Here is a 26,028-nt window from a genome sequence, read left to right as displayed (position 1 = left end):
CGATGCCACACATGTAAGGCTCTGGTTTGTCAGTCACGCCCGCGGTGTGCATCAGTATGGACTTACGGCGAAAATACGACGAGGGCACGCCCGCCGTTGTACTCGCAGAGGGGGCGTTCGGACAGCCGGAAGGCAAGACGGCCAACGGTATCGTCATGCACGGAGAGCTGTTCGACGCGCAGGCCGTCGTGGACTCGACGTGTCCGAGCCCCAACGCCGGCGCGGCCCTCGATTGGCCTGACGCCGACGATGTCCCGGTCGTCGAGACCGTCACCGAAGCGCTGGATCAAGCCCCGGACGCGGCCGTCCTTGTCATCGGCGTCGCGCCCGCTGGCGGTGACCTCCCGGACGCCTGGGTTGAGGCTATCCAGCGCGCGATGGAACAGGGCTGTGACGTTGTCTCCGGCCTGCACGTCTTCCTAAGCGAGCGCCCAGACTGGACCGAGCGCGCACAGCAACACGGTGTCGACCTCGTCGACGTTCGGAAACCGCCGGCCGTCGCTGACCTGACGCTCGGTGACGGCCGCGGGGACGAGGCCGACGCAGATGTCGTCCTGACGATGGGTACCGACTGTGCGGTCGGGAAGCGAACGACGACCTTCGAACTGTACCGGGCGGCGACCGAGGCCGGACTCAACGCCGGCTGGGTCGCGACAGGACAGACCGGCATTCTCGTCGGCGCGGACCGCGGGGTCGTCATCGACCGGGTTCCGGCCGACTTTGTCTCGGGCGTCGTTGAGGACATGGTGCTCGACGTCGCGGCGGACCACGATATCGTGTTCGTCGAAGGGCAGGCCGCCCTCACGCACACCGCATACGGTGGCGTGACGCTTGGGTTGCTCCACGGAGCGGCCCCCGACGCAGTCGTGCTAGCCGACGACCCCTCGCGGGAGGCCCGGTCCCATTTCGACGACCTCACCGTGGCCGGCGTCGAGGCCGAACGCCGCGCGATTACCGACCTCACAGAGACGACAGTCGCCGCCCTCTCCACGTGGGGCGACCCGGAGGCGGAAACCGCCAGCACAGGGCTTCCGGCGGCGAACATCTACGACGATGACGGCCCGGAGACACTCCTTGGAGCCGTCTTGGGGGCGCTATGACTCGTATCGAGCGCGTCTCCGTCGAACCGCTTGACCACGAACTCCGCGAGCCGTTCGAAATCTCACTCGGAACCCGAGAGAAAGCACGGAATCTGGTCGTTGCAGTGGAGACTGACTCAGGTATTGTCGGCCACGGGGAAGGGTCCCCGTTACCGCCAGTGACTGGCGAGACGCAGGCAGCTGCCGTGGCGACCGCTCGGTCGGTCACGTCGGTGCTTGAGGGGGCGGCCCTCGCCGACTACCGCGAACTTGTCAGTGACCTGCGGGCCGCAGTGCCCGGAGCGGTTTCGGCACTGTTCGCTGTCGAGACGGCACTGCTCGACGCCTACTGTCGCGACCGCGGCATCCCGCTCTCGGAACTGTTCGGCGGCGCGCCGACTCCCGCTACGACGGATATCACCGTGCCGATAGTCACGCCCGACGCGGCAGCCGAACGAGCCACGCGTGCCGCGGCTGCGGGCTTCGACCACATCAAGGTCAAGACCGGCGGGGCGGTCGACGACGACGTGGCTCGGACCGTTGCGGTCGCGGACGCTGCACCCGACGCGACGATTACGGTGGACGCGAATCAGGGCTGGATGCCGAAGGCCACAGAGCAGTTTGTCGACGAGGTGACCGCAGCCGGGGTCGACCTCGCCTTGGTCGAACAGCCGACGCCGAAGGACGATATCCGCGGTCTCGCGAGGACGCGCGACAGACTCTCGGTCCCCGTCGCCGCGGACGAGGCCGTATTCACGCCGGCGGACGCAACGGCCGTGGTTCGGGACGGGGCTGCCGACGTGATCAACGTCAAGCTCGGGAAGTCGGGGCTCCTCGGGGCAGCAGCAATTGTGAACATCGCCGAGGCTGCCTCGCTCGATTGTATGCTCGGCTGTATGCTCGAAGGGGCAACCGGGATCGCGACGAGCGCCCACCTTGCCGCTGGGCTCGGTGCCTTCGACTACGTCGACCTCGACGGGCACCTGTTGTTTGAGGAGTGCCCGCCATCGATGTCGTCCGGCCCGCGTATCGATATCGACGGGCCGGGACACGGCGTTTCACCGCCGGCGGCTGTGTCAGAGGTGACTGAGAACTGAAGCTGCGTGGCTCGATTTCACACGCAAAATAGCGTCCGAGCGCTTACTCTGCGGACTCTGCTGCCTCTTCGACGTCGGGACTGTCCTCGGACGTGTCGCTGCTAGTCGCTCCGTCTGTATCTCCGTCGTCAGTTGTCGCACTGTCCACAGTGGCAGGGTTGTTGTCGGCCGTATCGGCCGCCGGCTCGGTATCGTCAGAATCGCTCTGTTCGATGGCTGGCTCCGTAGTGTCAGTGTCAGCTTCGAGCGATTCGGCCATTTCCGCCATCGCCGCAGCGGATTCGTCCGGCCGGTCTAGCACGGCCTCGGTGTGCATCCGCATCTCCTCGCTGGTGCGAATCGTCCCGTCGACCGTCGCGTTCTCGTGGAGTTCGACAGTCGTCCCCGAGATGTCGCCCCAGATTTTCGCACCCGGGCCGACGCGGACGGTGCCGCTGCGGGTCGTTACGTCCCCTTTGATCTCCGTGCCCCGGCCGACCACGATATCGTCTTTCGCGCGCAGGCTCCCGAAGACGACCGTGTCACGGCCGACTTCGAGGGACTTCGCGCGGATGTTGCCGTGGAGTCGGCAATCGTCGCCGACTGTCGCCGGCGTCGAGACGCGCCAGGCGTCGTCCGAGACGCTCGCACCGCGTGGAATCAGAACCGGGTCGTGCTCGTCACTCCCGTCGTCTAACATCTCGTCGATTACTTCCTCGGCCGCGTCTTCCTCGCCGATACGGAGGAGTTGCGAGAGGTAGACGAACAGAAAGACGATGGTCGGCATCGGATTGCGGATGACGATCCAGCCGTTCGCCTCGAACCCGTTCTCGATGTCCACGTCGTCGCCGATATCCAGATCGCCCGCGACACGGAGTTCGCCGCCGATATGTACCCGTTCGCCGATGTAGGCGTCCTCGCCGACCAGCACGTTGTCCGCGACATCGCACCACATATCGAGCCGACAGTCACCTTCGGCTTCAATGTGGCCGCCAAAGCGGACTCGCTCGTCGGCGATGACTGTCCGCCCGCGCACCCCGAACTCCACGGTCGACTGGCCGCCGACGATGACGTCACCGTCGGTCACCAGGTCGTGTTCCTCGACAGTCGTCCCGTCAGGAATGTCGAGTTCGGACAGCGGGTCGGAGCCGAGAGGCACGGTTTCTATAGCGGTTTCGTTCATATTAAACCCTCATGACGTGCATGACGGGCGTCTGACGCGGGTCAGACGGGAACGGCATCGCCGTGGTTTCGCGCTGGTGGCATAGTCGGTGGTGGGTATCGAATCCCGGTAGGTGCGAGAACATGACAGCTGAGCGGCCATAACGAACTAGTTCACCGATACAGTGGCTCTGGTATGTTACTCGAACGCCGCCACCTCTCGCTTGCACTTGTAGTGCTATTGATAGCATCCGCTGGCTGTAGCGGGCTGTTCGGCTCTGGAACAGGTACGGGCACATCTGAGACACCGACCTCGGCCGATGCCAACGGCCCCGCACCCGGTTCGTCCGGCTTCGACGCGGGGACCATCGAACGTGGACACTTTGAGACGCTGTCGAACTCGTCGTTTACCACCTCGCTGTCGTTCCAGCTCTCGACGGTCCGGGACGGCGAGAACCGGTCGGTGTTCATCAACCGAACCGTCGCTATCGACCGTGAGAGCGACCGGTCGCTGGCCAGCGGTGAACTGGTCCAGGCCAGCGGTGACACGCTGGTGACGACGACCTATACGGCCGACGGGACCACCGCCGAGCGGCGAGTCCTCACCCGCGGTGACGAGGAGATGACGGACTACCGCGCCGCGTCACCGCCGTACGACGGGCCGGTCCAGCCGGTCAACGAGAGCAGCGTCATCGACCGCTCACTGCTCCAGTCGCTCGGGTCGGACATCAACTGGACCTACGCCGGAACCGAGACGGTTGACGGTGACAGCGTCTCGCGGTTCGAAGCGACCGGGAGCAATGTTACCGGCTTCACGGCCGACAACGCTGTCTCGACGAACGTCTCGGCCAATGGGACGACGGACGCGGCCAGCGCAACGGTTCTTGTTGATGCGGACGGCGTCGTCCGGTCGTTCCAGTACCGCGTGACCACCGAGCGGGACGGCCAACCGGTGACGGTGACGCTGTCGCTCTCTGTCTCGCAGGTCGACGACACCACCGTCGCGGAACCGGATTGGCTGTCAGAAGCAGAAAACTGACGAACGGCGGCAAAAACTACAGCGACTGCCCGGCGCTGAACTGTCTGGCGACCCACTGTGAACTGTCGAGCGCCTCGACGCCGTGCTGAAGACGCGACAGCCGATCACGTGTTTCCGCTTCGTCCAGTTCCAACGCCTGCTCGATGGCATCAGCAATCGCGTTGATGTCGTGTGGATTGACCGTTAGCGCGCCGTCGAGATGGGTCGCCGCACCGGCCAGTTCGCTCAGCACGAGCGAACCGTCGCCGTCGACACAGGCTGCCGGGTACTCGTGGGCGACGAGGTTCATCCCGTCGCGGTGTGGCGTCACGACCGCGACCTCGGCAGCCCGGTACAGCCCCGCGAGCGTTTCGTTGTCGAGGTTGGCCTCAGTGTAGACGATGGGCTGCCAGTCGTTGGTCCCGAACCGGTCGTTGACGCGTTCGATGGCAGCAACGACATCCGCTCGGTACCGTCGGTAGGCGGCGATACCTTCTCGCGTTCGGCTCGCCTTCTGCACGTACGTGAATTCGCCTCGCAGGTCCGGCCGCCGGTCCCAGAGGTGTGACAGCGCCTCGATACGTTCGGGGATGCCTTTCGAGTAGTCGAGCCGCTCGACGCCGAGCGCCAGGCGGATGGACGCGTCCGAGCGGCTCCCGCCCAGAACGGTATCACGGATACTGCCCACGTCGGCGGTCCGTGCCCGGTCCCGAACTCCTTCGACATCGATACCCAGCGGGTTCGCGACGACTCGTGTCGTGTCGCCGGCGCGAGTAACTGTCCCGCTGTCCGTGTCGATGGTCGCCGCGGGGAACGCGCTGTCGACGCAGTGCAGGAACTGCTCGGCGTACCCTGCCGTGTGAAAGCCGATGATATCGCAGGCCAGCAATCCGTCAAGCAGCGCGTCGCTGTGGGGGCAGTGCCGAAACACCGACGGCGCAGGCCAGGGGATATGCCAGAACTGTAACAGCGTCGCACCCGGCCGTCGCTCCCGGACCAGTCTGGGCGCGAGCGCGAGATGATAATCCTGGAACCAGACCGGCTGGCCCGCGTCGGCGACCGTATCGACGGCATCGGCGAACTGCTCGTTGACGGCGCGGTACTGGTCCCAGTAGGCCGGTTCCGCCCACATCCGGCCGGTGTCCTCGTGACAGAGCGGCCAGAGCACTTGGTTGGCGTAACCGTAGTAATAGCCCTGAACTGCCGCGTCGGAGAGCGGGACGCGTTTCAGGTCGTATGTGGGGGCAGACGGCGGGACTTCGACGATACCCTCGTCGGCGACAGCCATATCGGCGTCGCCGCTGCCCCAGGCGACCCAGGTGCCACCCCGTGACTGCATCACCGGGTCGAGTGCGCTCGTCAGCCCACCCGCCGCGGACTGGACCCGTATCTCGCCGTCGTCGTCCCGCTCGTGGCTATACGGTTCGCGGTTCGAGACGACCACCAGCGAGTCCGGAACGGCACCGTCTTGCGCGGTTACTGACACTCCCCGGCCCATTTGCCGCCCGTAAGGACTGCCCCGTCTTGAGGCTGTCGTGGAGCGCTGGTGTAGCTATATAGCGTAACAAGTCATTGCTGCCTGTGAAGCCCGCCATCTGTGTCTGACGGTAAGAGAAAACTTATACCGGAGGCCTCGAAAGAAAGGGGTGAAAGCCGAAAGGGCACCCGGGTAGGGGTACACGGACGTGCCATTTCGGCTCAACTCGGTTTATCTGAACACGAATCCGGTAGCGACAGCCACGCTGTGGGGCGTTGTAGTGTGGAAGCGATGTGACTGGCTCGGTGAATAAGACAGAAACACGCCCACCGCGTAGTGCCTGGCAAGAGATGGAATTTCGCACCTGGGAACCAGTGTACGAGGCTATCCTCGACGACTTCGGCTACCCTCGTGACGGTGACGAGCGCGCCTGTGACCGCTTTGTCGAATTGCTCGGTGACGACGGGACGTACGACCCGGCGAGTCTTGGACTCGACGGTGCAACGGTCGCCATCGCCGGGGCCGGCCCGTCGCTGGAAGCCGAGGCAGACCGGGCAGTCGACGCCGACGTGGTCCTTGCGGCGTCCACGGCCGCCGACCGCCTCCGGGCGGCAGGTGTCGCCGTCGACTGCATGGTTACGGACCTAGACAAAAACGCCGACACCGGGCGGGAACTGACGGCTGCCGGGACACCGGTCGTCGCCCACGCCCACGGTGACAACATCCCTGCACTGGAAACCCACATTCCGGCCTACGACAGCGAGTTCGTCGTGCCGACGACACAGGCAAGCCCCGTCCCGCCGGTCCGCAACTACGGCGGCTTCACCGATGGCGACCGCGCCGCGTTCCTTGCGGACCACTTCGGCGCTGCCTCGCTGGTGTTCCCCGGCTGGGACTTCGACGACCCGTCCGTGACTGCCGAAAAGCGACAGAAACTCCGCTGGGCCGAGCGCCTGCTCCGCTGGCTGGAACAGCGCCGCGGCAAGCGCTTCGACGTGCTCGACGGCCGACGCGACGACATCGAGCCAGTGGCGACTGACTGAAAACGACTCCCAGACTCAGGGCGCTAACACGTCGATGGTCGTGTCGATAGTGTCCGGTTCGGCAGCGCGGGGGAACGAGATGTTGATCGCGTCCACGCCATCGATATCCTCGAACTGTGCGATGTGGTCGCGACATTCCTCGGGCGTACCGGCAACAGCAATGCTATCCAGTAGTTCGTCGCCGATCGCGTCGACAGCGGCCGCTTTGTCGCCCGAGCCCCACTGCTCGGCGATCTCGTAGGCGGTGTCCTCGTACCCCTGCCGGGCCAGCGCGTCGCGGTAGAACGTCCCCATCCCACCGATGTAGAAGGCCACGTGCTGGCGGGCCAGTTCACGGGCCTGCTCCCGATCGTCCATTGCACAGCACGTCAGCGACAGCGTCACTCGTTGGTCGGCGCGGTCGCGGTCGCCGAGGTCTGCGCCGTGCTCGAAGTCTTCCAGTCGGTCCCGGAGGCCGTCGGCGGTCAGCATCAGCGCGTGCCAGCCGTCGGCGAAGCGGCCGGCGAGTTCGACCGACTTCGGGCCGAGGCCGCCAGCGTCCACGGGCGGCGCGGGTTCGGGCGGTTCACAGCGCAGTCGGAACCCGGACAGCGAAAAGATGTCCCCGTCGTAGTCGACGGTCTCGCCGGAGAGCACCAGTTTCATGATGTCGACGGTCTCCCGCGTGTACTTGAGCGGATTCTCGAAATCACGGCCGTGCCAGCCCTCGATGACGATTGGCCCGGATGGTCCGACGCCGGCGCGGAAACGGCCGTCTGAGACTTCCTGTAGCGTCGCCGCGGTCTGGCCGAGCAGCGCCGGCGACCGCGAGTACACGTTCAGAATCGAGGAGCCGAGACCGACCGTCGACGTGTGTTCGGCGATGCTAGTCAGCGTCGTCACCGCGTCTCGTCCCCACGTCTCCGGGAGCCAGACTCGGTCGTAGCCACTGTCCTCGGCCTGCTGGCTCATCTCGACCAGCGTGTCGACCGACGGCTGTGCCGCAACCGGGAGATACACGTCTCGCGCTGTCATCTGTCGCCCTCCACGCGTCGAGAGCTGAGTAGCTGGACGCCTGTTAGCGACTGGAACGTATGTGCCTGAGACATGGCTCGCAGTGCGGCCGCACGGGAGATAAAGCCACATGAGAGGGGGAGTGTCGCCCGTTGTCCGCGGTTTATTCACGGGACGGTGACCGGGTTGTCACCGCCTCGGGAGGGGCTACTCGGCAACGCGACGACAGTGGAAATGTATATCGGCTGTCCTCGGCGTGTACACGACCGGCTATATGAGGCATCCGCTTCTACGGGTGCCTATGCCGTTCGACCCGGACCGCGTGACGACGATCACATTCGACTCGTACAGCACCATCGTCGATGTCCAAGCGGCCCAGAAAGCCCTCGCCGACCGGGTAGACGACCCCCAACCGGTTTCCCGGCTCTGGCGCTCCCGCTCGCTGGCGTACACGTTCCTCGCGAACCAGATTGACGCTTACAAGCCGTTTTACGAGATGAACCGCGACGCGCTCCAGTACGCGCTGGACGCACACGGCGTCGACATCACGACGGAGGAGCGCGACGAGATTCTCGCGGTCTACCACGAACTCGACGTGTTCGACGACGTTCGCGACGGCATGAACAGGCTCTACGACGCCGGCTACGACCTCTATGTCGTCTCGAACGGCAACCCCGAGATGCTCGACTCCATGGTTGATTTCGCCGGTATCGGCGGCTTGCTCGAAGACACTGTCAGCGCCGACGAGATCCAGACGTTCAAGCCAGCAGCAGCGCTGTACCGTCACGCAGCGGAGCGAACGGCGACCGATATCGAGGAAATCGCCCACGTCACCGCGGGCTATTTCGACGTGTACGGGGCGATGCACGCCGGGATGCAGGGTGTCTGGGTCAACCGCGACGACGGGCCGTGGGACGCCTTCGCCGGCGAGCCGGACCTCACTATCGGGTCGTTCCACGACCTTCACGACGAACTGATGTAAGGAGGAAAAAAGGCATCTCGCGGTTCTGGTTCGGTGGTTACGTCAGGAGATACCGTCGCAGGCGTCTCACGGAAAATGCCGGCTACTCAGAACAATCGCTCAATCAGGCCACGGTCGCGGCGTTTCTCCGCCAGCAGGACTGAACACTCCACATCGTCGACAACGTCCAATACGAGCGACTTGGAGACGAGCCGGCGGAGCAGCCCCTCCTCTGTCGCGCCGATGAGGACGAGCGTCGCGTCGGTGGCAGCGTTCCGGATAGCAGTCTCGACATCGCCGGACTTGACGAGGCGCTCTGCGTCTTCCAGCCCCTGCTCGGCTGCCCATTCTTTGAGGAACTGCTCGCCTGCCTCGCGGTCATCGTCGACGTTGAGCAGCGTCACGTCGGAGTCGTACTCGGACTGCAACAGCTTCACAATAGCAGCTGATAGCTCAGAGTCCGGCCCACCGGCGGTCGGGAGCAAGATGCGCGATGGGTCGAACCCGCGGTCACGGAGGACGAGGAAGTCACATGGGACCGTCTCTGTGAGTTCGTCCATGGCCGACTCCGCCCGCCCGGGCGAGCCGTGTGCGTCCGGCCCCCACCCCATCACGACGAGGTCCGCCGTGTGTGTGCGAGCAGCGTCGAAGATAGCCTCGTAGGACTTGTGTGAGAGGATGGTGTGTGTTTCGACATCGACGCCGAACGTCTCGGCGTCCTCGCGGGCGCTATCGAGCAGTTGCTGTGAGTTCTTGTCTATCTCATCGGATCGATCGGCGGCAGCCGAAAGCGCCGTCTGGTCGGGGACGGTGACGACGTGGGTCGCGATCACGGTCCCGCCGCGCTGTTTGGCGATGGCGCTGGCGAGCGTGATGAGGTCCTGTTCGTGTTCGGGGTTGGCCAGTGGCACCATCACGCGGTACTGCCCGCCGTCGGGCTGGACGCCGGCGGCAGCGCTAACGGCCGCGTCGGGCATTTCGTCGGACCGCGAAATGATGTGTTTCGACAGAATTCCCTGTTTTTCCGTGCGTGAACGAGCGTAGAATCCGTACCACAGTATCGCCGCAGCGGCGATACCGAAAGACAGCAACAGCGCGTCGGTAGCGACGAACACCAGTAGTGCGAAGGAGAGCACAACACCGAGAATCGGTAGCAGGGGATACAGCGGAACCACGAAATCCGGCGTGTACTCTTCGGGGTTCACGTACCGCATGACGATGAGTGCGACGTTGAGCAAGCCATAGATGATGAGATGCAGTCCCGACGCAGCGCCCGAGAGGAGCGTCAGATCCCCGATGACGATAAACAGGAGAATCAGGCCGCCGGTGATGCCGATCGCCCTGTACGGCGTCCCGTAGCGGGGATGTATCTCATTGAGGGCCGGCGTGACAATCCGGTCACGTCCCATAGCGAAGTTGATACGCGAGGACGCGAGGATAGAGGCGTTCGCGCTGGAGGCAGTGGCGAGCAAGCCACCGAACAAGAGCGCACCGCCCATTGCGGCCCCCTGAATGTAGCTCCCGACCTCGACGACGGCGATCGGGTTCTCGGCGTCGGAACTGATGATGTCCGCGATGAACCCCTGTGGGACGGCCGCGCTCATAATCACGAGGACGAGCGCGTAGATGACGGTCACGATGACGACGCTGCCGATGACTGCCCGCGGAAGGTTCTTTCCGGGGTCTTTGATCTCCTCGGCCACGCTCGTAATCTGGACGAAGCCGAGGTAGGAGACGAAGATGAGTCCCGTGGTCTCCAGCGTGGTAACCACGTCAGTAGCGGCCGGCAGGTTCGACGGCTCGGCCCGGAGCGTTCCGAGGAGTGTGAACACAGTGAGGATGGCGATAAGCAGGACGACGATGATGTTCTGCAGCCGGCCGGTCTCTTTTGCGCCGACGTAGTTGATAAAGACGAAGAACGCGCCACCGGCGAGTGCGACCAGCTTTACGACGGCAATCGATACCGGGCCGACAGCGACACTGCCGGAGAGGCCGAAGATGCGAGCAATGTACCGGCCGAACCCGACCATATAGAAGGCGCTGGCGAAGGCCAGACCGAGCCAGTTGGCCCAGCCGGCGACCGAGCCGAACATCGGCCCGAGCGCGTGGTTGACGTAGTAGTAGGCTCCGCCGGAACGAGGCATCGCCGTGCCGAGTTCGCTGGCCGACAGCGCCGTGAACATGGCGATGACGCCGCCCAGAACGAACGCAACTGATGCCAGCGACCCCGCGTTGAGGATGGCCTCACCCGGCAGGACGAAGATGCCAGCACCGATCATTGTCCCGACGCCGATGGTCAGCGCCGCCAGCGGCCCGAGGTCCTTGGCAAGGTCTTCCTCGCTCATGTTCCATCCTCTCGGGGGAGGGCGATGACGGGGCGGTCCGCATTTGTCACCAGTTTCAGGGAGATGTCACCGGAGAGAAACTGCATGACCCGGTTCCCACCACGGGACCGATAGGCAATGGCGCTGGCATCCACTTCGTCAGCGGCCTCGAATATTTTCGCCACGACATCCCGGCCGTACGCGGTATGTTCGCTGGCGTTGGGGAACACTGATCGGACGGCAGCGTACGCTTCTTCGGCCAGTTCTTCGGATTGTTCGACCGGCGTCTTGTCCGGAACGCCACCGCCCTTTTCGACGACGTGCAGGGCTGTCACGCTGCTCGGCTCGTACGGTTCAAGCGCCTTTGCTGTCGCCAACGCATCGTCTTCGGTAGCGACAGGAAGAACTACGTGGCCGAGGAGACCCTCGTCCGTGGGCTCACTGCTCATAGTGGTGAGTGAAGCCACTCGCTGTTAAGCGTGTGTATCCACTTTCTCACATATGAATAAATAGCAAGACACGGGAGGGACCAGCCTGACAATTCGGCTTGCTACCCGCGCATGAGCTTCAACACTTCGTCGACGACATCGGTTTCGACGGCGAGAATATACTGCTCCTCAGCCTCCAGAACCGTATCAGCTCCCGCGAGTTCCGTTCGGTCCGCCGTCGAGATCAGCAGACTGCCGGACGGCAGCGCGATTTCGTCGAGACGACGCCCTGCCACGGGAGCGGACGGGGCGACGGTCACCTTGATGATATCGAGGTCAGCGGTCGGATAAACGAGCGTCCGGATGTCTTCACCGGTCAGGATATCAGCCGCGTGGTCGCCACCGAGATACTCGGGCAGCAGCGTCGCATCGACGACTTCGTCGTACTCGTGATTTGCCTCCGTCTCCGCTCTTGCGATGGTTCGAATCGAGGGCGCGTACTGTTGGGCCTCCATGCAGATGGCGAGGTTCGTGCCCGGTTCGTCAGTGAGTGCGGCGATAGCGTCGGCCTCGGCCAGATTGGCCTGTTGCAGTATCGACGGTCGCGTGGCGTCACCATGGATGACCGGCCCGATATACGCATCTGACAGCGCCTCGACGCGCTCCTCGTCGGACTCGATCAGCAGTACGTCGTGCCCCTGATCGACGAGGTTCTCGGCGGTCTGTTTCCCGACGCGTCCGCCGCCGGCGATGATGAATCGCTTTGTCCGGGCCATTAGCGTACTGTTGAGAACGTGCCATCTTCAATGCCCCGACAGTTCCAGCCGACTGAGAACATGGTCGACCATACTGAGGGGTCAGTCAGCAGAAGCTTTTATCAAATCCCCTCACAGTTCCTACAATAGAAGAATTTACCCTGGTACTCAAATGGACCGAACGGAGTACATACAGCGTACGATGGACGGCGTGCCAATTACAAACAGGATGCATGAGTAAGAGCCAGACACGGTCGCCCGAGGCTGAACTCGGGCTACTTGACGCGACGATGATCGGGATGGGGGCGATGATCGGGGCCGGTATTTTCGTCTTAACAGGGCTGGCCGCCGAAATCGCTGGGCCAGCCGCGATTCTCGTCTTCGCACTGAACGGTGTCGTGACAGCGTTCACAGGCCTTTCCTACGCGGAGCTTGCCGCTTCGATCCCGAAGAGCGGCGGTGGCTACGCGTTCGTGCGGGAGATATTCGACGACTTCGCCTCGTTCATCATGGGCTGGATGCTCTGGTTCGCCTACATGATTGCGGGGGCACTGTATGCGCTGGGCTTTGCGCCAAACTTTCTCGAACTGTTGCACGTCTACGGCGTGGTTCCGTCACCGGACGAGATCGGTGCTGTTGCAGTTCCGGTCATTGATATCGGGCTCCCACCGGCCTTCTTGCTTGCGTTTATCGCGGTTCTGGGCCTTGTGGCGCTCAACGCCGTCTCGACGGCTGCAAGCGGTAGTGTCGAGACGATTTTCACCATCATCAAAGTCTCCATTCTGGTCGTGTTCGTCGCGTTCGGACTCACGTCACCGATGTTTTCCGGGGCCGAATTCCAGCCGCTGTTTCCGGAAGGGAGCGGGGCGGCTGCCGTCCTGCCGGCGATGGGGCTCACCTTCATCGCCTTCGAGGGGTACGACCTCATCACCACTGTCACGGAGGAAGTACAGAACCCGCGGGAAAATATCCCCAAAGCGATTTTTATTAGCCTCGCTGTGACTGTCGTGGTCTATCTGGCAGTTGTAACAGTTGCCATCGGGACGCTCGGGGCCGAGGGGCTTGCCGACGCTGGCGAAGCTGGCATCGCCACGGCAGCGACATCGTTCATGCCGACTGGCCTACCGATTATCCAGAACGGTGGGGCACTCATCGTCTTTGGCGCTGTGTTCTCGACGCTCACCGCTCTCAATGCCGTCGTCATCGCGTCGTCACGCGTCGCGTTCTCGATGGGGCGTGAAGGGCAGTTACTCCCTTCGATTGGCCAGATCCACCACCGCTACGGGACGCCGTTCGTTGCCATCCTCACCAGTGCCATCGTGATGCTTGGCTCAGTCGCATTGCCGACGCAGAGCGCCGGCAATATGTCGAGCCTGTTTTTCCTGCTTTCGTTCATTATCGTCAACGTCGCGGTCATCAGACTCCGCAGGGAACGACCGAACATGAACCGGCCGTACGAGATGCCGTTCTACCCGGCACCGCCGATAATCGGTATCGCACTCAATCTGATTCTGACGGGGGTGCTGATAGAGTTCCTGCTCCGGACGGATCCACTGGCACTGGGACTCAGCGTCGCATGGATCTTGCTCGGCGCAGTCGTGTATTTCGCCCTCAAACGGATAAAGCAGCAATCGGACCGCGAGCAAGCGACTGCCGCCAGCGAAATAAAACCCGAGGCTGAAGACTAACTCATGACCCGAACACTCGAGATTATCATCGCAGGTGGTGGGCGCGTTGGTTTCCAGACAGCCGAGATACTCGCCGACCGCGGCCACGATGTGACGATTATCGAACGTGACGAGCGGATGGTTTCGGATATCGCCGATCAGTGGGTAGCGACGGTTATCCAGGGCGACGCGACGGACCCGGACATCATCGAACAGGCAGGCATTGAGCGAGCGGACGCAATTGCCGCGCTCACGGGTGAAGCCGGGCTGAACCTTGCGGTCTGTTTAGCTGCTGCGGAGCTAACACCCGAGATCCGAACGGTCGCGCGTATCGACCGCACAGCCGGTGAGACGTACACCCGGTTTGTCGACGCGGTGGTCTTTCCCGAACGGGCCGGTGCGAGGGTGGCAGCAAACGAAATCCTGGGGAGCGATGTCCAGACGCTTGCCGACGTGACTGGGACCCTCGACATCATGCTCGTCCGCGTCGCTGACGGCGCCCCGGCTGCCGGAAAAGCACTCACAGACGTCCGCTTTCCCGAGGGAACCCTCGTTGTGTCCGACGATAACGGTGAGAAGATCGCCCGTGCAGACACAACCCTGACACCGGGGAGACGCTACGTTATCGCCGTTGAACCTGATGTCGTCGATGAGGTACTGAACTTGATGCGCGGCTAATGACTTGTGATCAGCCCTGCTCTCCCAGACCTCTCCGCGTGATTCGCTTGGTCCCACGAATAGCCATCGGCGGTCGGGACGCGACACAGGGAGGCGTGAAAATCCGTCGCTGTAGTACGACCAGCCGCGGCACTTAGACGCGCCGGGACAGCGACGCTCGGAGTTCGCCGGCAAGCTCCCGGTGCCCGTCTTCGGCGAGGCTGTCGGTGACGACCTTCAGCGCAGCCGCGGAGCCGCCGACGTAGAGACTCCCGCCGTCTTTCTCGACCACCACTACGTCAGTCACTTCGGCGACGGCCCGGAGGCTTGCCCGGGCGTCGTCGGTCACGTCGCCAAGCAGGAACGTGAGCGTCGCGCCGTCGTCGGTCCCCCCGGCGACCGTCTCGCCGAGCGCCTGATGGCGCGCCACTTCCCGCAGCGTCACGTCGGTCAGTTCCGCTACGGTGGGACCGGAGTCGGTCTCCGGTCGTGTCGTCCGCTCGTCGCCGAGCGCGTCGGCCACTTTGACCACGTCGTGGGTTTCACGCGTATCGTGTGTTCGGATAATGTGTGCGCCGCGCTCGGCTTCCATCGTCGCCGCGGCCAGTGACACGGCGAGCTGGTTCTCCGTTTCGGGCTGGTCGGCCAGATCGCCGAGGAAGTCCTCGCGGTTGGTTGCGGTGAGCATCGGCCGGTCGAAGGCGCGGAATTCCCGGAGGCGGCGGAACATCTCCCAGTTATCCTCGAACTCCTTGCCGTCGTACCAGCCGCCGAAGGCCGGATCGATGATGGTCTTGTCCGTGAACCCGTCTCGCTGGAGCGCCTCGAAGATGTCGTCGATAGTTTTCAGCGCACCGGGACTGGCCAGGTCCGGCGGACTGGCCATCTTGACAACTGGCATATCGTGGTCTTCGATGACGCCTTTCATGTCCGGGTCGGCGAAGCCACACACGTCGTTGATGAGGTCGAAACCGTGGCCGATGGCCTCCTCAGCAACCTCGGCATAGCGCGTTTCGAGCGACAGCGGCACGTCGGCGTCGAGTTCGTCGACGAGCGGCGCGACCTCTTCGAGCCGGTCTTTCTCCATCTCGACCGGCTTGGACTCGTATTTGGGGTTCGCTGACTGGAGGCCAACATCAATGATGTCCGCGCCGGCGGGGACGAGGTTCTCCTCGATAGCCTCGGCGGCCTCCGCGGGGTCCAGATACACGCTCGGCTTGTACCCGGAGTTCGAACTCATGTTCAGCACGCTCATGACGCGTGTCGGGTGCCCATCGCCCACCGGGAGGCCGTCGATTTCGACCGTTCGCATACCGCTCTCTGAGGACTGTGGATACAAAGGTCCCGCGACATCGGTGGAACGACGACGCTATATTATCGATCAGTGACATCGAATCTCGGAGTTTTATATACAACCTTGCATGATTTGTACGGGATGGGTGGGGAATTAACGGTCGCATTCGATCTCGATTCGTTCGAGGCCGTAACACAGCAGTTGATCGCTGCGGAGTCCGAGCGTGAGATATGCGAGATCGCGATGTCGGGGATTTCGTCCGTGTTCGACGTGCCACTCGGAGCGCTGTGGCTGTATGACAGTGACGCTTCGGAACTGCAGTTGGCGGCGTCGACGGAGCGGGCGGACGAGGTATTCGACTGGCCGGTTACCTACAGACCCGGCAACAGTCTTTCCTGGGAGGCGTTCGAGCAGGACGAAGTTCGGACGTACTCCGAACTCGACGACGAGCGGCGCCAGTACAACGAGAACTCGCCTGTCAGCAGCGAGATCATCTTGCCGCTTGCTGAGTACGGCGTTATCAACATCGGCTCGCTTACTCCCGTTACGTTTGACGGCGAAACGCTTCGATTCGCCCGGATGTACGCGACGCACGTGCAGGCGGCACTGCAGAAAGCCGAGCGCGAACACGACCTCCGCGTCCAGCGCGACCGGATGGAACAATTCATCGGCGTCGTCTCCCATGATCTCAGAAATCCGCTCCACGTTGTCGAGGGGCGGCTCGAACTCGTGCGCGAGACCGGTGACCTGTCCCATCTCGAAGATGCGGAGGAAGGTGTGGCTCGCATGGAAGCGCTCATCGACGACCTGCTGACCCTCGCAAAGAAGGGGTATGCGGTCGAAGACCGAACTGCGATTTCGCTCGATACCATTGTCGAACAGACCTGGGAGATGGCCAGAACGGACGACGCGACGTTGCAGATCGAAGGGTCCGCCCCGGTGTTCGGTGACCAGAACCGCCTCAAACAGGTGTTCGAGAACCTCTTTCGGAACGCGGCGGACCACGCGGGCGACGACGTGACCGTCTGGGTTGGTCCGATTCTCGACGACGGGACAGCCGAGATAGATAGTGAGGACGAGCGAGCCGAGGGCCGCGTGACAGGCTTCTACGTCGCTGACGACGGACCCGGTATCCCATCCGACAAGCTGCACGACGTTCTCTCGGTCGACGGCTTTTCAGGCGGTGACAACGGCCTCGGCCTGTCTATCGTTGCACAGATCACCGACGCCCACGGCTGGGACATCTCGACGACAGAGAGCAGGGCCGGCGGCGCACGATTCGAAGTGACTGACGGGACAAAACCGGTCTCACCCTTCCACTCCTGGTAGTGCGGATACGGCGACCGACAGCACCCGAACTGGGAGCCAGTGCTGTCCGCGACGGGATTGACAGATTTATTTGCTCGCCCACTGTATGGTACGTCAGTGCAGACCCCGGAACAGGACATCGAGGCCGTGCTGAAGGAGTCAGGCCCGGATTACGAGGGGTTCCAGTTCGAGACCCCGGGAGGGGGCCACCAGAGCGATGTCTACATGGTGACACTGCGCCACAACGGCGAGGCGTACGAGGTGGTCGTGAAGTTCAAGCCACAGGGCGATGTCCCGTTCGCCGTCGAACCCTGTCTCCACGACTTCGTCGCCGCCCGGACCGACGTCCCTGTTCCACGTATCCTCGTCTACGAAGACGACCCCGACGCCGACGTGCCGCCGTATTTTGTCACCGAACGCATCCATGGCGAAAATCTGGCCGAAGAGTTCGCCGGGCTTTCGACCGAGGACCGACGGCGGGTGCTAGCCCAGTCCGGTCGGATACTCGGCGATATGCATTCCGAGATCGGGTTCGAGGCGTTCGGTCGCCTCACGCTCCACGACGACCGGATCATCGTGAGTGACTGGATGGGCAACTGGCGGGAGTACTTCGAAAGTCTCACCAGATCCCACCTCACTCACCTTGATGGGACGCCCTTCGAGGACATGACAGACCGGGCGTGGGACTGTATCGAACCGGCCCTGAGTATGGTGCCCGAAGACGGCGTTCCGCGGCTGGTACACGACGATTTCAGGCCGGCGAACCTGATGTTCGAGCAGACGGAGGATGCGCCGATTACAGCTGTCCTCGACTGGCAGGACGTGCTCGCGGCGCTGCCGGAGTACAATCTCGCACAGACCGAGTTCCTCTTCATCGACTCGTCGTTTCAGGACCCGGAACTGCGCGAATCGCTCCGAACAGTGTTCCACGAGGGCTATCAGGAGATGCGCCCAATGGAGTTTGACGAGGGGTACGAGCAGCGACGGCCCCTCTACCAACTCTCGACGCTCCTGTGGCGGATGGCCGGCTTTGAGGCCGTCTTCGACGACGAGTCCGGCCTCGCCGCCGCTCGGGCTGAAGCCCAGTACCGCCAGCAGTTCGAGCGGCTCGTCGAGGAGATACAGACGAATTAGGCCGTTTCGGGCGGTTGGCCGCTGTCGACAAGCTCCCACACGGACTCCCAGTCGAGTGTCGTCTGTGCGCCGGGTGACTGCGCTGCGAGTGCACCACAGGCGTTGGCGACTGCGAGCGCACGCTCCGGGTCGGCCGCCTGTGCGTTGGCGAGAAGGTACCCTGCCGCGAACGCGTCCCCCGCGCCTGCGGTGTCCACAGATTCTATGGGATACCCGGCGTTCGTGACTGTCCGGTCGTCGACATAGGCCGTCGCGCCGCGGTCCCCGTGTTTGACGACGACTGTCGGCACTGTGTCGAAAAGGCCGCTGTCCTCGGCGTGGTCGGCCTCCCGGTCGTTGCAAAACAAGATATCCGCGTGTGAGAGCACCGCCGAGTAATCGCGGTACGGGAGCCGGCGACCGGGGTCGAAGCTCACCGGAACGTCCGCGGCCGCGGCGTCGCGTGCAAGCGTCGCAGCCGTCGCGGGATCCTGGCCGGTCAGGTGGAGGTGGTCGGCCTCGGCCAGGGTCTCGGCCGGGAGGTCCGACGCGTTGAACGCCTCGTTGGCCCCGTCGTTTCCAAGCACGGCGACGTCGCCGTTTTCGTCCACAATGAGGTATTTCACGGCCGTCGACTCGTCCGACTCGACCAGCAACGTCTCGACGCCGGTGGCTGCCAGTTCGCGCCGGGCCATGGTGCCGTGGTCGTCCCGGCCGACGCTACCGAGGACCAGCGGGTCCGCATCAAGTCCAGCCAGTGCGACGGCCGCGTTCGATGCGCTCCCCCCGCTAGACTGTGACCGGTCAGTGATGCGCCCCTCGCCGTCGGGCTCCGGAAGGTGGTCGACGTGGAGCGTCACGTCCCAGTTGACGTGGCCGGCACAGATGACGCGCATATCCACGGCTGGGTGGGGCGGTGTGATAGCAGTTTCCCACTGGGATATATGCAGCATGTTTAACACTGACCGGAACGGACCGGCGCACATGGCAACGGTCCCCGATAGCGTCCTCCCGATGAGTTGTCGGACCGGCATACGATTACTACAGCCAGAGGTGACTGCGTGATGCGTCACGGTGTGGCTGTCCTCGCCTGCTTGGTCGTCGTCGGCTCGCTTCCGCTGTCAGTCGCCGGCGCGAGCGTCAACGCGTCAATCTCGAACGTCGATGTGTCGCCGTCATCGCCAGCACCGGGCGAAACTGTTACGTTCGACACGACTGTCCGGAATCTTGAGAGTAGCGATGCCCCGCTCGAAATCAACGATATTGCAATCCGGAAGTCGGGCGGCAGAGGCATCACAGAGTACGAACGCGTCTCGGACCTTGGCTCGATTTCGCCGGGTAGCACACTGGAAGTACCGCTGACTGCCTCGTTTGATTCGGCCGGAAGCAAGGACCTCCGCGTCATTGTGTATGGTCGTGACCGCGGGACCGGCGACAACGTCGAACTCAAATATCCGGTCCAGTTGAACGTTCAGGAGCGTCACCCGCAGATGGATATCACGGCCAACGACTCCGTCGCCGGCGTTGAGTCGACCGGCGACGTCACCGTCGCAAACGGGCTTGACACCCAGATAACGAACGTTGAGGTTGTCGTCGAAGGCGATGGCGTCAAAATGACAAAGAGTCGGACAGTCAGATCAAGCGTCGCAGAGAACGGCTCGATTACAGCCCCGTTCCGGTTCCGACCCGAATCCGCCGGCGAACACTCGCTGACCGCAACAATCAGCTACACGGTTGACGGAGACACTACCCGTAGTACGACGCGGACGACAGTCATCGATTCTGACCCGCTCCGGAACAGCGTGGAACTCGATACGACTGCGGTCGGCAGCGGCACTGACCGCGCGTTGCGGGTCGCGGTTTCGAACGGGGCCAACGCTCCGCTCTCGGATGTCATGATCAGTGCAACGTCGGAGAACGCGTCGTTCCAGCGTGTCCTGCTTGAGAACATCTCAGCCAGTACGACCCGGCAGGTGCGACTGAACGCCACGATGGACGAACCCCGCGCGGATGTCACCGTCACGGCTAACTACGAACTCGGGACCGAAACGGAGCAGATGACGACCGAAACGACGCTCCGATCCGTCCCGGGAACCATAGACCTCACCGGTCTGGACGTAATCCGACAGGGGGGACGCCTCCAGATTTCAGGGAGTGCAAGCAACGTCGGGTCGACGGATGCGGACAGCGTCCTCGTCAGCGTCGTCAATACCGAAAGCGTCACTCCGGCGACCCCGAATCGCGATTACTTCGTCGGCACGGTCCCAGCCAGCGACTTCGTCTCCTTCGACGTGTACGCCCGAACGACGGGGAACGTCACGTCGGTGCCACTGGAGGTGACCTACCTCGTCGACGACACGCGGAAGCGACAGACGTTCGACGTCGATATCGACCGGCTGGGTGGTTCGGCACAGCAGGCGGACCAGAACGACGACAGCGAGGCCGGTGACCAGAACAGTATGTTACCGGTGTTCATCGCCGGCGGACTGGCGCTACTGGTCGTCGTCGGTGTCCTCGTGCGTCGCTACCGCCGCGGTGACGACGATATCGAGGTATGACGGTCATCGACGCACAGGGACTGGTCAAGCGCTACCGCACCGGCGGCCAGACCCTCTACGCACTGGCGGGTATCGACTTCGCCCTCGAAGCCGGCGAGTTCGTCTCGATTATGGGCCCCAGCGGCAGTGGCAAGACAACCCTGCTGAATATCCTTGGACTGCTGGATACGCCGACGGAGGGGACCGTCCTGCTTGAGGGGCAGGACGTGACTGGACTCGGCGACAGCAAGCGGACCGCGCTCCGCAAGCAAACGATCGGGTTCGTGTTCCAGCATTTCTATCTCCTGCCGACGTTGACTGCCGTCGAGAACGTCGAAGTACCACTGCTGTTGGACAGTGACCCGCAAGTCAAAAAGCGGGCCAGAACGCTCTTAGAGCGGCTTGGGCTCGGTGACCGACTGGGCCACAAGCCCGACGAACTCTCCGGCGGCCAGAAACAACGCGTCGCTATCGCCCGCTCGCTCATCAACAGCCCGAAGGTCGTTCTCGCCGACGAACCGACGGGTAACCTCGACAGCGAAACCGGGCGGCAGATACTCGACGAGTTCCAACGTATCGCCGACGAAGACGACGTAGCAATCGTCGCAGTCACCCACGACGACCTGGTCAACGAATACGTTGACCGGACCGTCCATCTGGTTGACGGCACCATCGGGAGGGAACGAAAAAATGGCAGGTAGGTTCTTCCCGGCCGCACTGATGGCGCGGCGCAACCTCACGCGAACGAAGATGCGGTCGTTGCTGGCGTCGCTGGGTATTGTCATCGGTGTCGTTGCCATCGCTTCGCTGGGGATGTTCGGCGTCGCGCTCCAGTACTCGTTTACCCAGAACCTCGGCAACGTCGGAAACCAGCTCACGGTGTACCCGAACTCCGGCGAAAACATCACTGAACTCACCGAACGCGATATCCGTACGATCCGCAGAGAGGCCAGTCCGACAGCAACTGTCTCGCCGGTAAAGACTCGCGTGGAGCCGGTGTCGTACAACCGCGAGGACGCAGTTAGGGAAACAATATACGGCGTTGAGAACCCGGCGGAGTTGTACGAGGCCAAGGAGGGACGGGTATCGCCGTTCCGATCCGGTGCGCTTGTCGGCTCGAACGTCGCGGAGGAGCACGACCTGCATCCGGGGAGCCAGATCACTGTCAACGGGACCAGTGTCCGTATCCGGGCCGTGCTCGAAGAAGGTGACCCGTTCTCCTCGACGAACCCCGACAACCGAGTTATCATGCCGGCCACGTCGTTCAGCCAGCGTGGCTACTCGGAAGTGTACGTTATCGAGTCCACCGGGACGCAGGCCAACGAAACGGCCATGGGGATACGCAACTCCCTCAACGACCGCGAGGAGCGAGTCTTCGTTCAGGAACTGGGCTCTCTCGTCGATACCATCGAGGAGCAGTTCCAGATCATCAACACTGTCCTCGCCGGCATCGCATCTATTTCGCTGCTCGTGGCCGGCATCTCGATTCTCAACGTCATGCTGATGTCCACTGTCGAACGCCGGGAAGAAATCGGCGTCCTCAGAGCTGTCGGCTACCAGAAGCGGGATGTCCTCAAAGTGATGTTGATGGAAGCGACGCTGCTCGGGTTCCTCGGCGGCATCGCTGGTGTCATTCTGAGTCTCGGTGCCGGGCTGGCGATAAACCACTACGCCGTCGGTGACGCGATGGCCGTCTTCAGGCTACCGAACGCCTGGTACGTTGGTGCGGCGTTCGCCTTTGGGGTGCTGACGAGTATTGTTAGCGGGCTGTATCCGGCTTGGAAGGCGGCGAGCGAAGAGCCAGTCGACGCGCTACGCGGTTAAATCGTCGCGTTGACGCCCGGTTCCAGCAGCGGGTCGGTCCGGTCGACCGACAGGGAGTCGAACTGCGCGAGCCAATCCTCGTCGCCGCGCTCGAAGGCCTCCAGCGCGTCACCGACAGTGTAGGTCCGTTCCGTGTCCGAGCACGGGAACACGCCTTCTAGGTCGTCACTGTCGTAGATCGCCAGCGAGACGACCGGGAACACGACCACGTCGTCGACACGGTCCATCCCGACGTAGCTTCGGTTCCGCCGCTCGAACGCCGGTTCGAGCGAGTGGCCGTTCTGGCCTGCCCAGTCTGTGAACTCCTCGTAGGTCCGGATGGCTTCCGACCGCTTGTCTTCCGCCATCGTCCTGATCCGCTGCCACTCACCGGCCAGCATTGACTCGCTGAACACGCCGTTGGCCTCCAGTCGCTTCACCCGATTGAGCACCTGCTGTTGTGCGTCGAACGTGCCGTACGTATCTCCACGAAGATACAGTTCTGCCCGAAGATGTGTGTCCCCTGTCATAGCTTTCTCATCGCTAGCTTCTCCAGAGACCCTCAAAACTCTTTCCCAGACTTATGTGCTAACACACGGCACGAATCTACATTCGAGAATCATTGGTTTGAGGGGCTCTATATCCATAATATAGAGTATTCACCTGAATATAGAACACCCTTATACTATTAGTACATCAACAATTATATTCCTCTTGGGTCGATGTTAGTTTCGATATCTGTCGAACAAACGTACGGTGTGTCTCTACCAGTTTAGACGGCAAATTTACAAATTTATAAGAAAGTAAATAGTTGTCTGTCGGGAGCCTTGGTGCTCAAGCGTTCCCGTGACGGACAGTTCGAGATCGCGCTGGTCGGGGCTCCACAGTTCTCGGTCGACCCCCGCACCCGATATGGTCGCCAGATGTGTCTGCTACATTTGCCGGTTCAGGGACCGCCGCGTGCGAGAATATTCGATAGCTGCCGAAATCGTAGCCCACCTTCGTCGAAATACAGTCAACCGTGCACCGTGAGCAGACTCCTGTCGGTCACTCACATCGCGCTGCTCGCTGGGCGCTCCGTGCACGGCTTCAGGTGCTCGCTACTCGTCCGCTACAAAAACGGCTGATAGTTCGCAGCCGAGACTGCTCGCTGATTCAATCGTCCGCTACACAGACGCTTGACAGTTTGCAGCCGAGACTGCTCACCGATTCAATCGTCTGCGTGCGCTTCCGCACCACTCGCAACAACGTCAATCTCGCCGGCATCCAGCTCCTCTTCGATTTCCCGGGCGGCCTGCACCATGTTCTCCATCTTCCCGCGGGCGACCTCACGAGGCAGGAGCTTCACGCCACAGTCCGGCGAAACGGTGAGTCGCTCCGGGGGCACGACTTCCAGCCCCTTCTTGATGTTCTCCTTGATTTCCGCAACGGATTCGACCTCCGCGGTGTGGGCGTCCAGCACGCCCATTGCGAAGTCCTTCGTGAACTCGTGCTCTTTGAACACGTCGAGCTGGTCGTAGTCGCCGTTGGCGAGTTCCAGGTCGTACTCGTGGACCGGGTAGTCCAGAATTTCGGGGTAGATGCGCGAGTAGTCGCCGTAACAGACGTGCAGGCCCAGACGCACGTCGTCGGGAATCTCGTCGACGATGCGTTCCAGACACTCGCCGACGATGGCGTGGTCGTCCGGCGTCGTGGCCAGTGCCGGCTCGTCGATCTGGATGTAGCGAGCGCCAGCCTCGACCAGTGCCTCGATTTCCTCGTTGACGAGGTCCGCCAGTTCGTAGGCTAGCTGCTCCTCGCTGTCGTACACTTCGTTGAACGACCAGTTGGCGAGCGTGTACGGCCCCGTAATCGGGACCTTGACAGGTCGCTCGGCGACCTCGTCGGTAAACTCGAACTCCTCGACGAGCCACTGCTCGCCGTACTCGACCTCGTCGGCGACGCTCGGCTTGTCGAAGTAGTTGTGACCCCACACCTTCACGCGGCCGTTGAACTCGTAGCCGTCGATGCGGTGAGCGAAGTACTCCACCATCTCGTTGCGGCGCATCTCGCCGTCACAGATGACATCGAGGCCTGCACGCTCGTGCTCGTGGGTAATGAGCCGTGAGGCGTCGTCTTTCGATTCCTCCCACTCGTCCTCGCCGAAGTCAGCGTCCTCGTCCTCGAACAGCTCTCGGGCACGGTCGTGCCATTTGGGCTTGGGGTAGGAGCCGACGACGGTCGTCAGCAGGAAGTGGTCGTTCGGGTGGTCCGCCGGTTTGAACTGGTCTCGTGGTCCTGTCATCGTTTATGCCTCCGCCGCCTCCAGGTCAGCGGCGTTTGCGAGTGCTTCGAGCTTGTCTTCGAACTTGTTCACCGGGAGATAGAACGTTTCCGTGTTCGCTGTCGCGTAGACGGTGTCGTAAGCGGTGTTGGTTTGCTGTTCGAACCAGTCGATGCGGTCCCGAATCGTTTCGGGTGACTCGACGAGCGTGTTCTGGCCGTCGACGACGCCCAGTGCCACGTCGTCCTTGGTGCCGTACTCCTGCACGTTGTAGACTGTCTGGTCGTGGTTCGCCACGAGGTCGAAGCCGATGGCGTCCACGTCGGCGTCCATCAGGTGCGCGTAGGCCTTCTCCTCGATTGCGCCCCAGTAGGTGTGGGCGACGACCTCGGCGTCGGCGGCTGAGGCGACGGCGTCGATTGCTTCCGCGGCGCGCTCGTCCTCGCCATCGGCGGGTGCGTTCTCGACCAGCGACGGCTCAAGCAGGAACAGCGTCTCGACATCCGGGAACGCGTTCACTTCCTCGACGAGGAAGTCGGCGATGGCGTCGAGGAACGCGGCGTCGTCGCCGTAGTGCTCGTCCGTCGCGAGGTCCGCAAGCGAGTACGGGCCAGGGAGCACGGCCTGAAGGCCGTCGTCGACGTGGTCAGCCGCGGCATTGAGGTCCGCGGCAACGTCGCCGCCGTCGGCGGAGAGGTCGCCCTGCACGACCGGGTCTCGGTAGAAGTTGTTGTTGTCGTAGTAGCGGACGATGCCTTTCGTCTCCACGCTGTCGTGGACCGCGAGCGGGTGTGCGAGCATGTCGTCCCAGCGGAGTTGACCCTCGACGACGCGGTCGAGTCCGGCGTCCTGCTGGACGGCGATGACGTCCTCGCGGGCCTTGTCGTAGGCCGCGACAACCTCACCGGATTCGTCGCCCGAGATGAGGTCGGTCTTCTGATGGCCCTTCAGATCTGCCAGTTCGTCCTTGGCCCAGTCCGGGAGCGGAAAGAGCCCAGGGGTCGTGGCGATTACCTGTGTCATTGCCAAGGAGTAGTCAATGACGGGCTTTAATATTTCCTATTCACTAAA

The 26,028-nt window shown here is 62.8% G+C and carries 23 protein-coding genes; 12 read left to right on the top strand and 11 right to left on the bottom strand.

All coding sequences use genetic code 11. The annotated features are described in order from the left end of the window. Positions 1–56: 56 nt before the first annotated feature. Together AV059_RS18260 and AV059_RS18255 are read left to right on the top strand one after the other, a co-directional pair. Positions 57–1,100, top strand: coding sequence for a DUF1611 domain-containing protein (locus AV059_RS18260; RefSeq protein WP_058996788.1), 1,044 nt, complete (start codon positions 57–59; stop codon positions 1,098–1,100). Further along, the gene (locus AV059_RS18255) at positions 1,097–2,176 is read left to right on the top strand and encodes a dipeptide epimerase (RefSeq protein ID WP_058996787.1); all 1,080 of its coding nucleotides are present in this window, start codon (positions 1,097–1,099) and stop codon (positions 2,174–2,176) included. The genes AV059_RS18260 and AV059_RS18255 overlap by 4 nt, the downstream gene beginning before the upstream one ends. A gap of 43 nt (positions 2,177–2,219) precedes the next feature. Here the strand turns inward: AV059_RS18255 and AV059_RS18250 are convergent, their stop codons facing one another. Next, positions 2,220–3,338, bottom strand: a complete 1,119-nt coding sequence (locus tag AV059_RS18250; RefSeq protein WP_195156673.1) for a polymer-forming cytoskeletal protein — start codon at positions 3,336–3,338, stop codon at positions 2,220–2,222. A gap of 174 nt (positions 3,339–3,512) precedes the next feature. On the opposite strand from AV059_RS18250, the gene AV059_RS18245 reads away from it, so the two are divergent. After that, complete coding sequence (locus AV059_RS18245; RefSeq protein ID WP_058996785.1) at positions 3,513–4,355, top strand: hypothetical protein; 843 nt, start codon at positions 3,513–3,515, stop codon at positions 4,353–4,355. A gap of 16 nt (positions 4,356–4,371) precedes the next feature. On the opposite strand, the gene AV059_RS18240 is transcribed toward AV059_RS18245, so the two are convergent. Then, positions 4,372–5,832: a trehalose-6-phosphate synthase gene (locus tag AV059_RS18240; RefSeq protein ID WP_058996783.1), complete on the bottom strand. Its 1,461-nt coding sequence runs from the start codon at positions 5,830–5,832 to the stop codon at positions 4,372–4,374. A 329-nt stretch (positions 5,833–6,161) separates the two neighbouring features. On the opposite strand from AV059_RS18240, the gene AV059_RS18235 reads away from it, so the two are divergent. Then, a complete protein-coding gene (locus AV059_RS18235; protein ID WP_058996781.1) occupies positions 6,162–6,854 on the top strand; it encodes a 6-hydroxymethylpterin diphosphokinase MptE-like protein in 693 nt (230 codons plus the stop codon). Positions 6,855–6,869: 15 nt separating this feature from the next. Here the strand turns inward: AV059_RS18235 and AV059_RS18230 are convergent, their stop codons facing one another. After that, positions 6,870–7,868 (bottom strand): TIGR04024 family LLM class F420-dependent oxidoreductase, encoded by a 999-nt coding sequence (locus tag AV059_RS18230; protein WP_058996779.1) that lies wholly within the window; start codon positions 7,866–7,868, stop codon positions 6,870–6,872. A gap of 280 nt (positions 7,869–8,148) precedes the next feature. On the opposite strand from AV059_RS18230, the gene AV059_RS18225 reads away from it, so the two are divergent. Beyond that, positions 8,149–8,829, top strand: coding sequence for a haloacid dehalogenase type II (locus AV059_RS18225; RefSeq protein WP_058996776.1), 681 nt, complete (start codon positions 8,149–8,151; stop codon positions 8,827–8,829). Positions 8,830–8,915: 86 nt separating this feature from the next. Here AV059_RS18225 and AV059_RS18220 read toward each other — a convergent pair whose 3' ends face one another. From AV059_RS18220 to AV059_RS18210, 3 genes are all read right to left on the bottom strand, one after another. Then, entirely contained in the window at positions 8,916–11,153 is a 2,238-nt protein-coding gene (locus AV059_RS18220) for an amino acid permease (protein WP_058996774.1), read from the bottom strand. Then, a complete protein-coding gene (locus AV059_RS18215) occupies positions 11,150–11,581 on the bottom strand; it encodes a universal stress protein (RefSeq protein ID WP_058996772.1) in 432 nt (143 codons plus the stop codon). Before AV059_RS18215 ends, AV059_RS18220 begins: the two co-directional genes overlap by 4 nt. 101 nt (positions 11,582–11,682) lie before the next feature. After that, the gene (locus AV059_RS18210; protein WP_058996771.1) at positions 11,683–12,336 is read right to left on the bottom strand and encodes a TrkA family potassium uptake protein; all 654 of its coding nucleotides are present in this window, start codon (positions 12,334–12,336) and stop codon (positions 11,683–11,685) included. Positions 12,337–12,548: 212 nt separating this feature from the next. Between AV059_RS18210 and AV059_RS18205 the strand changes: the two genes are divergently transcribed. Next, positions 12,549–14,003: an APC family permease gene (locus AV059_RS18205; protein ID WP_058996768.1), complete on the top strand. Its 1,455-nt coding sequence runs from the start codon at positions 12,549–12,551 to the stop codon at positions 14,001–14,003. A 3-nt stretch (positions 14,004–14,006) separates the two neighbouring features. Further along, positions 14,007–14,660 carry a TrkA family potassium uptake protein gene (locus AV059_RS18200; RefSeq protein WP_058996765.1) on the top strand — a complete coding sequence of 218 codons (654 nt, stop codon included), beginning with the start codon at positions 14,007–14,009 and terminating at the stop codon, positions 14,658–14,660. A 133-nt stretch (positions 14,661–14,793) separates the two neighbouring features. On the opposite strand, the gene AV059_RS18195 is transcribed toward AV059_RS18200, so the two are convergent. Further along, complete coding sequence (locus AV059_RS18195; RefSeq protein WP_058996763.1) at positions 14,794–15,951, bottom strand: dihydropteroate synthase; 1,158 nt, start codon at positions 15,949–15,951, stop codon at positions 14,794–14,796. Between the two features lie 123 nt (positions 15,952–16,074). On the opposite strand from AV059_RS18195, the gene AV059_RS18190 reads away from it, so the two are divergent. Together AV059_RS18190 and AV059_RS18185 are read left to right on the top strand one after the other, a co-directional pair. Further along, positions 16,075–17,262 (top strand): HAMP domain-containing sensor histidine kinase, encoded by a 1,188-nt coding sequence (locus AV059_RS18190; protein ID WP_058996762.1) that lies wholly within the window; start codon positions 16,075–16,077, stop codon positions 17,260–17,262. A 96-nt stretch (positions 17,263–17,358) separates the two neighbouring features. Then, entirely contained in the window at positions 17,359–18,375 is a 1,017-nt protein-coding gene (locus tag AV059_RS18185; protein ID WP_058996760.1) for a phosphotransferase family protein, read from the top strand. Here AV059_RS18185 and AV059_RS18180 read toward each other — a convergent pair. After that, on the bottom strand, positions 18,372–19,250 hold the full coding sequence (locus AV059_RS18180; protein ID WP_058996758.1) for a carbohydrate kinase family protein: 879 nt from the start codon (positions 19,248–19,250) through the stop codon (positions 18,372–18,374). The two genes, AV059_RS18185 and AV059_RS18180, sit on opposite strands and share 4 nt — an antisense overlap. 168 nt (positions 19,251–19,418) lie before the next feature. On the opposite strand from AV059_RS18180, the gene AV059_RS18175 reads away from it, so the two are divergent. From AV059_RS18175 to AV059_RS18165, 3 genes are read left to right on the top strand one after another with little or no spacing between them, the layout of a single operon-like run. Then, positions 19,419–20,912: a hypothetical protein gene (locus tag AV059_RS18175; protein WP_058996755.1), complete on the top strand. Its 1,494-nt coding sequence runs from the start codon at positions 19,419–19,421 to the stop codon at positions 20,910–20,912. Continuing rightward, the gene (locus tag AV059_RS18170) at positions 20,909–21,592 is read left to right on the top strand and encodes an ABC transporter ATP-binding protein (protein ID WP_058996753.1); all 684 of its coding nucleotides are present in this window, start codon (positions 20,909–20,911) and stop codon (positions 21,590–21,592) included. The genes AV059_RS18175 and AV059_RS18170 overlap by 4 nt, the downstream gene beginning before the upstream one ends. Continuing rightward, positions 21,582–22,715 carry an ABC transporter permease gene (locus AV059_RS18165; protein ID WP_058996752.1) on the top strand — a complete coding sequence of 378 codons (1,134 nt, stop codon included), beginning with the start codon at positions 21,582–21,584 and terminating at the stop codon, positions 22,713–22,715. Before AV059_RS18170 ends, AV059_RS18165 begins: the two co-directional genes overlap by 11 nt. Here the strand turns inward: AV059_RS18165 and AV059_RS18160 are convergent. From AV059_RS18160 to AV059_RS18150, 3 genes are all read right to left on the bottom strand, one after another. Next, on the bottom strand, positions 22,712–23,224 hold the full coding sequence (locus tag AV059_RS18160; protein WP_058996749.1) for an HTH domain-containing protein: 513 nt from the start codon (positions 23,222–23,224) through the stop codon (positions 22,712–22,714). The genes AV059_RS18165 and AV059_RS18160 overlap by 4 nt on opposite strands. Positions 23,225–23,904: 680 nt before the next feature. Next, positions 23,905–24,978, bottom strand: a complete 1,074-nt coding sequence (locus AV059_RS18155; protein WP_007188356.1) for a methionine synthase — start codon at positions 24,976–24,978, stop codon at positions 23,905–23,907. Between the two features lie 3 nt (positions 24,979–24,981). Next, on the bottom strand, positions 24,982–25,980 hold the full coding sequence (locus AV059_RS18150; protein WP_058996747.1) for a 5-methyltetrahydropteroyltriglutamate--homocysteine methyltransferase: 999 nt from the start codon (positions 25,978–25,980) through the stop codon (positions 24,982–24,984). Between the last annotated feature and the right edge of the window lie 48 nt (positions 25,981–26,028).

It is taken from the genome of Haloarcula sp. CBA1127 (assembly GCF_001485575.1).
In the GTDB taxonomy this organism is placed as follows: domain Archaea; phylum Halobacteriota; class Halobacteria; order Halobacteriales; family Haloarculaceae; genus Haloarcula.
The sequence above is the reverse complement of the archived record's forward strand: the minus strand, read 5'-3'. Positions and strand labels throughout refer to the sequence as shown.